General features: G+C 38.6%; 6 protein-coding genes. 1 reads left to right on the top strand and 5 read right to left on the bottom strand.

Annotated elements, in window-relative coordinates:
* The first annotated feature begins 177 nt into the window (after positions 1-177).
* Positions 178-825, top strand: a complete 648-nt coding sequence (locus ACQKOF_RS12990) for a YIP1 family protein (protein WP_427557531.1) — start codon at positions 178-180, stop codon at positions 823-825.
* Between the two features lie 65 nt (positions 826-890).
* Here the strand turns inward: ACQKOF_RS12990 and ACQKOF_RS12985 are convergent, their stop codons facing one another.
* From ACQKOF_RS12985 to ACQKOF_RS12965, 5 genes are all read right to left on the bottom strand, one after another.
* Positions 891-2,093, bottom strand: coding sequence for an NAD(P)-dependent malic enzyme (locus ACQKOF_RS12985; RefSeq protein WP_427557528.1), 1,203 nt, complete (start codon positions 2,091-2,093; stop codon positions 891-893).
* Between the two features lie 421 nt (positions 2,094-2,514).
* Entirely contained in the window at positions 2,515-3,345 is an 831-nt protein-coding gene (locus ACQKOF_RS12980; protein ID WP_427557525.1) for an MBL fold metallo-hydrolase, read from the bottom strand.
* A 194-nt stretch (positions 3,346-3,539) separates the two neighbouring features.
* The gene (locus tag ACQKOF_RS12975) at positions 3,540-3,743 is read right to left on the bottom strand and encodes a hypothetical protein (RefSeq protein WP_427557522.1); all 204 of its coding nucleotides are present in this window, start codon (positions 3,741-3,743) and stop codon (positions 3,540-3,542) included.
* An 88-nt stretch (positions 3,744-3,831) separates the two neighbouring features.
* On the bottom strand, positions 3,832-4,641 hold the full coding sequence (locus ACQKOF_RS12970; protein WP_427557519.1) for a sulfurtransferase: 810 nt from the start codon (positions 4,639-4,641) through the stop codon (positions 3,832-3,834).
* 10 nt (positions 4,642-4,651) lie between these two features.
* The gene (locus ACQKOF_RS12965; protein WP_427557517.1) at positions 4,652-8,263 is read right to left on the bottom strand and encodes a dynamin family protein; all 3,612 of its coding nucleotides are present in this window, start codon (positions 8,261-8,263) and stop codon (positions 4,652-4,654) included.
* Positions 8,264-9,049 lie beyond the last annotated feature (786 nt).

Below are 9,049 nucleotides of genomic sequence, written 5' to 3'. Positions count from 1 at the left end.
CAAAAATCTTATTAAATTTAAAGTATAAAGAAATCGGGGTTCATCTGGGTTAACGTGCTGAAAGATTTGTGCACCCCAACATTTGACTTAGAACCTTCTTTTGAAACTTTTCATTGGATCACTCGTATACTAATTATACGCTTAACGCATTTATACTATTATTTAGGAGGTAATTTGATGGATAACTTTAATGAAACACCACGAGAAAGGCTAAAGGTTAATCCATTTTTGTCTATTTGGTTGCATCCAAAGCAAACAACCCGTTACATGATAGAAGAAAAATCAATAGGCTTTGCGATTCTTCTTTTGTCAATTGGTTATATTGGTGTTACACTTTCAGACCTTATTGATAAGATATCTTATATAGACTGGTCTCCTTGGCTTATCGTACTAATTTGTGTTATTCTATCACCGATTGCAGGCATAGTCGGTACGGCTTTTGTTGCACTAATTGCTTGGCTGTTCGGTAAACTTTTTAAAGGAACAGGTACGTACTCTCACTTATTTAAAGGGCTAAGTTTAACTGCTATTCCATTTATAGTACTTATTCCTTTTTATTTAATTTGGTTATTTATATCACCTGAGTCTTTAATGGACCCTGACTTCGCTGGATCGATGCCTTGGATTTTTTGGCTAGCCATTTTAGTAACACTTGTGATTGGTATTTGGTCAATCGTCATTACTATAGGGGTTGTTGCAGAGGCACATCAAATATCCAATTGGATGGCCTTCTTTACAATCTTAATTCCAAGCATTATTTTCTTTATCTTAATCATTATTTTGATTATTGTTCTCTTTGTCGTTTTGGGTATTTTTATGATGTAAAAAATCTCCCCTCTCTTTGAGAGTGGGAGATTTTTTTAGATTCACTGTATGGTCGATTTTTCATTTTAAACTGAAAGGACTGTATTTTGTTGGAACAACTCCGACACACCTGACTCAACAGCTGCACCACTTACAGCTTGCGAAACAATTTCAACAACTCGCTCATCTAATGATTTAGGTACAATATATTCCTCCATTAATTCCTCATCACTTACTAGAGCGGCTATTGCTTCCACTGCGGCTATTTTCATCGCCTCATTAATATCTGTTGCTCGAACATCCAATGCTCCACGGAAAATACCAGGGAAAGCAAGCACATTGTTAATTTGATTTGGATAATCGGAGCGTCCTGTCCCCATAATACGTACACCCCATGCTTTGGCATTTTCATACGTAATTTCAGGATTTGGATTTGCTAGTGCAAACACGACCGGATCCTCATTCATTGAAGCAATATGTGCTTCTGTTAATAAATTGGCAACCGATACGCCGATAAAGACGTCAGCACCTTTAATGGCATCGTCCAATGTTCCATGCAATTTTTTTGGATTTGTTAAATGGGCCACTGTTTCTTTAATTGGATTCATACCTTCAGCGCGACCTTCATAGATGAGACCTTTTGTATCGCACATATAAATATTTTTATAGCCCATCTGCACAAGAATACGCAAAATAGCAATACCGGCTGCTCCTGCACCATTAATTACGACCTTCATCGTTGCCACATCTTTTTTCACAATACGATTGGCATTAATCATCCCTGCACCTACTACAATCGCCGTTCCATGCTGATCATCATGGAATACAGGAATATCACATTCTTGGCGCAGACGATCTTCAATTTCAAAGCATCTTGGCGCTGAAATATCTTCTAAATTTACAGCACCAAAAGTAGGAGCAAGCGCCTTCACAATGTTGACGATTTCATCCGTATTCTTCGTATCTAAACAAATAGGAAAAGCATCCACATTGGCAAAGCGCTTTAATAAAATGGCCTTCCCCTCCATTACCGGTAATGCCGCCTTCGGACCAATATCCCCCAATCCTAATACCGCAGTACCATCCGAAACAACCGCTACCATATTTCCTTTCATTGTATAATCGTAAACAAGTGATGGATTTCTTTCAATCTCTACACAAGGCGCAGCTACCCCTGGAGAATACGCGAGACTTAAATCATATGAATCTTGCACAGGTACTTTAGAAATCACCTCTAATTTCCCGCTATAATACTCGTGCATTTCTAAAGCCTTTTTCATAATATCCATTCAATCCCATCCTTTTCCTTTGATTTATTATATATTCCAGAATCATAATACTTTGTGAAAGTGAAGTCAACGAATTTTCTGGCAATTTTAAATTTTCTACAAAACAGCGCCATTTATTATCTTTTAAATCACTACTTCGTTGTGTTATTAACTTCACAATCAATTATTTCAATAAAACATTAACATCAATTTGCTTTAGAAAAAATGTACAAATACCGCCTTTAAGCCTGCTCAACTTTTCACATAGTATTTTTCTTGTGTAAATGAGAAATTTTTCACAAACGAATGTAAGCGTATCCATTATTCCATCTGCTTCCGTCACATTTTCTTCACATTTTTTCACAAAGTTTTTTATTATGCTTCTTCAAGTATTCTTTTTTTACTTTCTGCATTCCTCGATTTCAAAGCAAAAAAAGAGCCCTTATTTAAAGGACTCTTGCATAAATTGATTTATAAAAGCAGTGATAATATGCTTGGAAGACCACTGTTCTCCTGATACTTTTGTAATCGGGTAATCACGAGAAAAGATTGATTTTGTCATTTCTTCTACCGAATAACCTTTATCAAATAATTGCCTTATATTGCTCTCCATTTCTTCTAAATAAGCAATTTTTTCTTGTATTTTCACTCGACCATCCGCTATAAAGCCCGCATGACAGCAATAAACGACTTCGAAATCATAATTTAATATTTTCTTCAAAGACGCCAAGGTATGTACGATATTTTCTTCATCAAGGACAACCTTAGTTTTCGTCTGTATATACAAATCACCTGTAAACATAGCACCTGTTTCTCGATTGTAAAATGATACATGATCTGTCGTATGCCCTGGTGTTTCGATAACGTCCCATGTAGCTGATTTCGTTTGCAATGTATCGCCAAATGGTTGAGCATTAAACGCTGGTCGTTCACCCCATAATGCCTGTCGATAAAAAGGATACTCTCCATCCTTTGCACAAAGACTTACCGAATCACGATGAATATAGATAGGTACATCCTTATGTTGCTGAATCCATGCTGCATTTCCTGAATGATCCTCATGAGAATGAGTGAGCGCCAATTGTTCAATCTGTATTTCGTTAAAAAAGGATTGGAACTCCTGTGAAAGTGAGTATGAGCCTGTATCAATTAGTAATCCATCCACAAAAAAACTATAAACACTCATTCCTATCCCCTGAACTGCCACTTTACCGTGCGCACATTGCACATCACGATTTTGTTGAATCTCTATACTTTTCTCTCGTTTAAACATCCTTTTCCCCCCTTTGTAAAAAGAGTGTAGCATAAAATGAATAACCAGTCATTTTATGAATACATCACAACTCGGACCGTTGATATAATATCCTTTGTCTAATGATAAAATGGAAAATAAATGAAAATTTAAGATTACTATTAAAATAGCTCCTACTATTAGTAGAGAGACCATTGCATCGTATTCTATATTCATTAGAAAAGTCCAGCTTGCTGTATAACGGAGAGCACACAATCCACATATATTGTTTCATAATTCTTCACTCTAATCATTCTATCCGTCGCTTTGGCTGTTTTATCCATTGCTCTGACCATACTTTCTGTCGCTTCGACTATTCTATCCGTCGTTCTGAATGCTCTATCCGTTGCTTTGGCTGCTTTATCCGTCGTTCTGACCATGCTTTCCGTCGCTTCAACAATGCTACCCTTCTCACTCCAATAAAAACTAAAAAACGCCCACCAAAGTGAGCGTTTCTTCCTCAATCATTTATTCATTCGTTCCTTTTTCTACATCATATTCTGTAATCCAGTCACTAAAGCTGCCTACATACAGTTGAATATTTTCATAACCTTCATCTGCTAGCACTGCATACAATGGTGATGCTGTAACACCGCTGCCACAATACACAACAACGTGCTCGTCTTGAGCAACCTTATTGCGTAACTCATCATTGGCTTGTAGATGACCACCTGACTTTAATTGCTCCCAGTCAAAGTTTTTCGCTGTTGGAATATGTCCAGCTACCATATCAAGAGGCTCCATGTCACCACGGTAGCGAGCTGCGGCACGTGCATCTAGCAATGTCGCATTGACTTCTCCATCTACAATGGCTTTAACTGCTTCACGTGGAGCATATAGTTCATCTCGCCAAACAAATTCAATCGTAGTCGGTGGATATTTTATAATGTCTTTTGTGAAAGATATTTTTTCCTCGAGAGCAGGTGCACCACCATTCACAATCACTACATTTGGAAAGCCCGCATATGTCAGCATCCACCAAGCACGTGGTGCAAATGGCGCAGCCCCTTGATCGTAAATGATAATTTGATCCTCATAGCTTAATCCTAACCCTTGAAATACTGCCGATAGCTTTTCCTTATTTGGCATAGGATGACGACCATGGCTAGACCCCATATCTGATAGATCCTGCTCTAGATCGATATAAATCGCTCCTGGTGCATGCCCCTCTTCAAATACTTTATTGCCTGCCTCTTTGTTTTGTAAATCAAAGCGGGCATCTAAGAAACGGACTCCATCTAACTGAATTTCCTCAACTGATTTGAATACTTTTCCCAAATGAATCACCTCATGCGTATTGTAATTGAGCGTAAATAGCTTTCCAAGAAGCTAAACGACTTTCTTCCTGAAGTGCAAGTCTTTCTGTTGCAATTTGTTCAAGTGCCTGATGGAAAATATGCAAACGTAATTTTTCCGCTTCCTCAGCTATATAGGTAATAGCCCATGCCATGAGAGATACTTTCTGTGAATCTAAATAATTTTGGGCATCTGGTTTTGTTAATACCTCAAGCGCCTCACTTAGCTTCACTTTTTCATTCTTCTCAAAGAATGCTTTCTGATTACGGAAATGAGATTTAACACCTGAATATTTCGCGATATCTGTAAATGGTCCTTCAAAATCAAGTAAATCTGGCTCAGAAGATTCAAATGCTAAGAACGAGAAGCTACGGTTTAATTCTTTAAGCTCACGTACTTCATCTTTAAAGCGCATTTGCATCTTCTTACTAATAAACTGTGATAAACGGAAGTTTGTTACACGCATTTCTTGTGTAAAGTCAAAGCGTAAACCTTGCATTACTTCTTTTAAAGCATGCTCTAATGCTTGTTGAGCCGGCATTGCTGCAAATGTTGACGGATTGTAGCCTTCCTTAAAGAACTCTGGATAACGATAATACACACGCTGAAGAACATAATACAGTAATTCATCAAGCTCTTGCTTCGTTTCACTTTCTAACATACTTGTATTAAGCGTATTAAACTTCGATTTTATATGCTGTTCAAGAGTTGTTAATTCCTCTAAACGCTCATCCTTACGCTTTAAGTTATCTTCTGTCTGCGCAATTAAGTCACCTAAACGTTGCTCCGTTTTATCGACTTCCTCTGCAAGTGCTTGGACAGCCAATGCACTTAATTCATCATTTAAGAATGTGTGGAAGGCATCTTCGAAAGGTGGCATACCTGATGTTAAATCAGCACCCTCTACTTTTTCCTTTAAAGCCAATAAGCTCGACACACCGTAAAGTCGAGGGAAGCGAATGCCAAAGCGTTGTAATTCTGAACGTACATAGCCTTTTACATCTTCCTGTTCTTCTTCTGTTGTCGCTAAATCAATCGCATTGACGATAAAGAACATCTTATCAAGTTCGAAAGCATCCTTCACACGCCCTAGCTGGATTAAAAACTCACGGTCAGCTTTAGCAAAAGCATGATTATAATAAGTAATAAACAAGATTGCATCAGCATTACGAATATATTCAAATGCAACGCCTGTATGACGCGCATTAATAGAATCTGCTCCTGGTGTGTCAACAAGTGTCACACCCATACGTGTTAACGGACTATCATAATAGAAATCAATATTATCAACAAAGCATGATTTATTTTCCTGCGCAACAAATTTTTCGAATTCTTCACGGTTAACTCGTAATACTTTTCCAAGCTCAAACTTAAATGTTGGGAATCCTTCTTTATATGCACGAATAAATGATTTATGCACATTTAGGCGTTCGTCCGAAAGCTGTACCGCAAGTCCCTCATCTGCACGACTTAATGCTTCCTCTAAAGAAGACACTGATAAACCAACTGCTGCGTATGAAGCTTGAATATCCTCTAGCATTTGGTCAGCTGTTTTTAACAGTACATCTGCTGTTTCATGCGGATGCTCTGGTGTCACAGGACGAATTTTATTAATAGCCGCTGTTGTAGGGTTTGGTGATACAGGTAAAACTTTGGCACCCATTAACGCATTAGAGAACGAGGATTTTCCTGCACTAAATGCACCGAAAAGCGCGATTGTGAAGTCCTTTTTCTGTAATCGTTCTACTTTATTTTCTAAGTAAGTTGCTACTTCCGCAAAGCCTTGTACATCTTTTACAGCAGTTGCCGTATGAAGTGCACGCTTCACTACACCTTCAATAGGAAGACTTGTAGCACTAACTGCTTGCTGTGTTTCTTCCTGTAGGTTCGCTTCCTCTTTTGGCTTTAACATCGATTCATCAAACAATCGAATATCTGCTAAATCTTGCTTAAAGGCATGATCCCAATTTGTCAGCTGTTGATTGGCTATTTTACGTATTTCATTACTTGCCTGGTGCATTATACTTGCACTATATTGCTGATAGCCCTCGATTTCAAGCACTGCATGAATGGCATCCACTTTCGCTTGCATCCCTGCCATTTTTAATTTAGATGGAGCAGCTGTTTCAGTAGCTACCGCTTCTAAAGTTGTTGCTTGTGCATCCTTCCAATTATCTGTTTCTTGGATATAGTAACGTTTAGTCGCCTCTGCCACACGGTTGGCAAAATTCAACACAGCATCTCCCGTTAAAAGTGCACCAACTTGTACTTGCTGCTCAATAAGTGAGAATGGTAATTCAAAGGCGTATTCATCAATAGCTGTAGCACGTTCTTCATTTAATGCACCTACATCCTTTAACACCTTTTTCATTAGCCCTTTTAAATGTCCTGTAATCTGTGCATGCACAACATTTTGATAGGCGCTATAGACATCCTCTTTGCGGCGGTTACGCTCTTCCTCTGTTTTTTTCTTAGCGGTAAACAGGCCACCTACCTTGAAACCATCCTGCTGACTTTCTAAATACAGACGTAATTTATCGCGTAAATCTGCTGGCATAATGGCTGCATTCGCAAGAAGTTCTTTACGTTGATCTTCAAACGTTTCATTCCATGCCTCAACTGAGAACAATTCAACTTGACGATTTAACTTATTATACTGCTCTAAAATATCTTTATGGTTTGCCCAGTCATCGGCACTTAATACATCTTCATCGATGTCTAAACGATCTTGTCTTTCTTCCGTTAAATAATTGTCATGCTCACTTTGTAATAAACGCAGCGTATTTGATGCAGTCTGTACAAGTTGATCCTGCCAATCATTCATACTATCCATAACGATTTTCTTTACGACCTCAAAATCATTATTAGGGTGCTCAGGCTCTCTTAATGAAGTGAAAAATACGCCCTTCGGTACTACGCCCCAAGCTGCAAAGGAATTGTGAACTGTTGTTTTAAATTCCTCAAAGCTTAATTCATTTTCATTATGCTTATCAATCATATTAACGATTAAATAAACGTTTGGATTGTATTTCATTAATTGCTTTGTAAATTGAAAATTCAATTCTGATTGCACGTGATTGTAGTCCATTGTATAAAATACGATATCAGCAATATGAAGGGCTGACTCTGTTGACATACGGTGTGCATCATCTGTCGAGTCGACACCTGGCGTATCCATAACAGTAACGCCTAGTGGTAATGTCGATGTGCTATGACCGATTTCAATTTGCGATACTAGCTCACCATTTTTACTAAGCTCTTTAACTGTTTTAAAATCGTAGCCTGCTTCAAATTTTACTGGCTTTTCATTGTGCATATGGACAATCGCAAAATCTTCGTCTGATTTATGGACTTTGACGATATTGGCACTCGTTGGAATAGGACTTGCCGCAAGTAAATCTTCACCTGATAGCGCGTTAATCATACTCGACTTACCAGCAGAGAAATGGCCAGCAAAGCCAATAACATATTCTTTTTGCTGTATTTTACGTGCAAAAAGTGATGTCTTATCCATACGCTCTGTATCACCATTATGCTGATAAATTATGTATTGTAACGAGGCTTGCTTTAATAGCGCCTCCAGCTGTTGTTCAAAATCTTTCATAAAACCAGTAACCCCTTTATTTTTAATCAATTTCGCCTTGGCGTATTGCGTCCGGATTTTGAATCGTGCGGGCACAATTCACTCCTTTAAAAATCCGTGACATCCGCCGGAGGCTTTAGGCCAACAGATGTTTTTTGTGCGAAAGCGCAGTGCTAACGTAGCGACAGTAACACGATGTTGGTCACTCAGTCGTTGCCACAGGACGTGGCGTTCTTAGACTGAGTTCCTCTATTTCAGTGGTGTTTGGACACCCACTGAGAAGGAACCACATCCGCATTCCTCTCACCATCTTCAGAGGTGGGAGTTTTTCTGAATGAAGATAATTGTTCATATTTAGTATTCTACCTTATTCGACAAACAAAGTATAACACTAATTTACTTAAAAAAGCATATATATCAGGGTTTTAGACGCCATATTCATCCATATAGTCCTGTTTAATCAAAAAAACAAAGCTACATGCTGGCTTCTTATCAATAGGGAATGATGTTTGTTAAACCCTATGTTGTGTATATTAGTTGATTGTAGTGGAGACTGGGCGACTCCTTGGGGATCAGCGTCACAGATGAGACCCTGGAGCGAGCAGCGCGAGTGAAGCGGCTCATCTGACGCCCCCAGGAAGCTCTGCTCTGCGCGAAAGCGAAGCGTCAGCGGCAAATGTTTTATCTGTGCGAAAGCGTAGCGACAGCAACAACAAAGCGCCCAGTCGGAACGGAAATCAACCCCACGTTATGATCATTATTTTTCTAAAAAACTACTAATTTCTATTCCAAAATGGTTGCACAACT

Source organism: Lysinibacillus sp. NPDC093190, from assembly GCF_050280425.1.
Classification (GTDB): domain Bacteria; phylum Bacillota; class Bacilli; order Bacillales_A; family Planococcaceae; genus Lysinibacillus.
The sequence above is the reverse complement of the archived record's forward strand: the minus strand, read 5'-3'. Positions and strand labels throughout refer to the sequence as shown.